We start from the raw sequence: 2,885 nt of genomic DNA, 5'->3' as shown, positions 1-2,885 counted from the left end.
GTTGACTTCTGGGCAAAGATCCCATGCAAGCCAGCCAATGGCTTCAGCATCACATGTGTCCCATCAGTGTTTTGGACACGCTTGGCCATGTACCGCATGACTCGCCTACGGGCAGAGCCGGACATGCACAAGTCCGGCCTGCCTAGCTACTTTCGATCTTTTGGAATCTGGCGGAGAATGCGGCCAGCCAAGTGTCCACGTCAGCGAGCAAATCCTGTTCTTGAAAGCGTGTGGCCAAGCTGTCCACCATATGCTCACGAACAAGAGTGGCGTTCTGTGCGGAGTACATGGCAATGAGGTGACTCGCTCCCTCGTTGACGACGTTTCGGATCTCGGCGTGTGCTCGTGCATGGAACATCATAGTCTCGGCAACTTCAGCGCCGTCAGTGACCATCATCAGCAGGGCGATATCCCCGGAGTCCTTCGGTCGTAGCCTGTCCGGACGCCGATCCGCCTCAGCCAGCCGTTCGTGGACTTTATGGGCCTTGGCAATCAGGAGCGCCGCGGGACCTGCCACATAGGCTTTGGCGGAAATTGTGGGCTCTGCGTCAATCGTGGATATTTCTGTGAGGACTCGGTCGTGGACTGCCAGTTCCAACCCGTAGGCCCGGGTCGTTGCCTTGTCCTGTCCTGCAATCCTTGCTGTTCGGCCCTTCTTGCCGGCATATCCTTCGGGCACCAGGAGATCCACGGTGGTGCGTTGTTCCCACGGCAGTCCCCGTTCGCTGGAATACCCGTAGATCTCTGGACGTTCCTCGCGTGCAGGCTCCAAGCCAATTGAAGCCATGAGATCTAGTATTTTGGGGTCTTCCGCGACAAAGACCGGATCGATGACAAGATCGCCGTCCCGCGTCGATTCCATGTCAATGGGTCCCCACTTCTTTTGGACCCAAACATGAACCGCATGGGCACCGACAATGGTTAGGGCCTCTGCATACGGACCCAACGCAATAATGGTCGTGATCAGCAGCCGTCTCGAGCGTTCAGCCCCATACCGGGCATCTTCCATGCGCGGCTGGCGAGGAATCCCTGAATCATTGTTCATGCTGCTTGGGCAAACGCTGGCAGGAAGCTGAGCGCAACATCTGCCTGGCGCCCCGGAGAAGCCAGCGCGTCAAGCATCCCCCACCCCGCACTCACCATGGCTGTCCCCTCCACCTTGCGCATGAACCGGCGCGCGCTCTCCGTCGACGGCAAGACCACAACACTTGCCCTGGCAGAAGGCGACATTGCCGGCAAATCCACTAGCTTTCCAGGATTATCCACATACACGACAGGAGTGAAGGAACTGGTCTGGGAAACGTCACCGGAGACAGCCTCCAATGACGAAACAACAGGATTCGCCCCCTGTCTCTCAAGCTGCTGAACGAACTCTGCGAGAGAGCTTTCAAGGGAAAAGAATCGCGCACCGGGCCTCTTTGCAACAGGAGCCAGATTCGCCGTCTGAGCCAGTTTCCCAAGAAGCCGCCGCCTCTCTGCACCAGTAGCATTTTGGATACGGTCCAAGGCCACCGCATAGGGCAAGTCGCTGCCTGAGTCAGACAGCGTTTCCGTCAGCTGAAAACCAGCTCCTGAAGCGATCCGCTGCAACATCGCATACGTCGGCTCAACCAACCCCGACTCAATCCTGGTAATCGTTGAAGCAGGCAAGCCAATAAGCTCGGCAAATGCCGTCTTACTGAGCTGCCGCCTAAGGCGCATTCGAGTAACGATAGACGCCGCCGTGGAAGTAACCATACGACCAAGACTATGACCGACCTTGCATATATGCAAGGGGCTTCAATGCGAGTCACATAGCACGTTCGCCTCATGGGGCGGGTGCCTCATTGCACGAAACCTTCAGATGGATCTCGAAGGTGCCCGATTGAAACATGCCCTTAAAGTTAGTACCTGCGTATGAATGCAGATAGGAGAGCTTGTTCATTGGACGTCGACAGCCAGTGGTCAACTCCGATCACTGTCTGCCCGAACCAAGATGATTTCCCCCGACAAAGGGCATTGGTGAGGCCCCACAGCAGCTGGCAACGGCGTACTGGGGGCCACCACCAGCTGCTCAGCACTAACGCAACACGATGGTCCGGTTGCCTTGGAGGATCACGCGACCTTCGCAGTGCCAGCGGACAGCATTGCTCAGCGCCTTGCATTCGGTGTCCCGTCCGGCCGCTACCAAGTCCTCCGGCCCAAAGGTGTGATCCACCTCGATGACTTGCTGGGAGATGATGGGCCCCTCATCCAGCTCGCTGTTGACGTAGTGGGCCGTGGCCCCGACAGTCTTGACCCCGCGAGCATACGCCTGGTGATACGGCTTGGCGCCCTTGAAGCTGGGCAGAAATGAATGGTGAATGTTGATGGCCCGCCCGCCCAGCTTTCGAATCAGCCCATCGCTAAGCACCTGCATGTAGCGGGCCAGCACCACGAGCTCGACGTCGAACTCATCCACCAGCTCCAGCAGCCGGGCTTCCGCCGCGGGCTTCGTGGCTGCGGCGACGGGGACGTGGAAGAACGGGATCCCGTGCCATTCGGCCAGCCGCTGATGGTCTGGATGGTTGGAGACGACTGCCACCACCTCCACAGGCAGCTCACCGGTTCGGGCGCGGAACAGCAGGTCGTTCAGGCAGTGTTCAAACTTGGACACCATGATCAGCACACGCCGCTTTTCCCGGTGCGGGCGCAGTTCCCACCGCATGCCGTGCCGGACGGCCAACGGCTCAAAGTCAGTATGAAGGCGGGCCAACGTTTCTGCCCCGCCCGGGGCGCTGAAATGCAGGCGCATGAAGAAGTGCCCGTCCGGCTCGTCCAATCCCGCGGCCGCCTGCTGGTGCAGGCGGTCACTGAACTGGCGGTTGTCGATGATGTCGGCGCCGTGCTTGAGCAGGGCGCCCGAT

At 59.1% G+C, this 2,885-nt stretch carries 3 protein-coding genes; all 3 read right to left on the bottom strand.

Annotated features, from left to right (window positions below; translation table 11 throughout):
* Positions 1 to 142: 142 nt before the first annotated feature.
* Positions 143 to 1,045, bottom strand: a complete 903-nt coding sequence (locus tag ACT3TS_RS19490; RefSeq protein ID WP_444533186.1) for a hypothetical protein — start codon at positions 1,043 to 1,045, stop codon at positions 143 to 145.
* Positions 1,042 to 1,737 carry a helix-turn-helix domain-containing protein gene (locus tag ACT3TS_RS19485; protein WP_444533185.1) on the bottom strand — a complete coding sequence of 232 codons (696 nt, stop codon included), beginning with the start codon at positions 1,735 to 1,737 and terminating at the stop codon, positions 1,042 to 1,044. Before ACT3TS_RS19485 ends, ACT3TS_RS19490 begins: the two co-directional genes overlap by 4 nt.
* 322 nt (positions 1,738 to 2,059) lie before the next feature.
* On the bottom strand, positions 2,060 to 2,885 hold an 826-nt coding region (purU, locus tag ACT3TS_RS19480), incomplete at its 5' end, for a formyltetrahydrofolate deformylase (protein WP_444533184.1).

The organism is Specibacter sp. AOP5-B1-6, from assembly GCF_052376555.1.
Classification (GTDB): Bacteria; Actinomycetota; Actinomycetes; order Actinomycetales; family Micrococcaceae; genus Specibacter.
The sequence above is the reverse complement of the archived record's forward strand: the minus strand, read 5'-3'. Positions and strand labels throughout refer to the sequence as shown.

What these genes read in the sequence shown, in the direction of transcription:
- ACT3TS_RS19490 (WP_444533186.1), bottom strand. Translation starts at nt 1,045, where the DNA reads ATGAACAATGATTCAGGGATTCCTCGCCAGCCGCGCATGGAAGATGCC.
- ACT3TS_RS19485 (WP_444533185.1), bottom strand. Translation starts at nt 1,737, where the DNA reads ATGGTTACTTCCACGGCGGCGTCTATCGTTACTCGAATGCGCCTTAGG.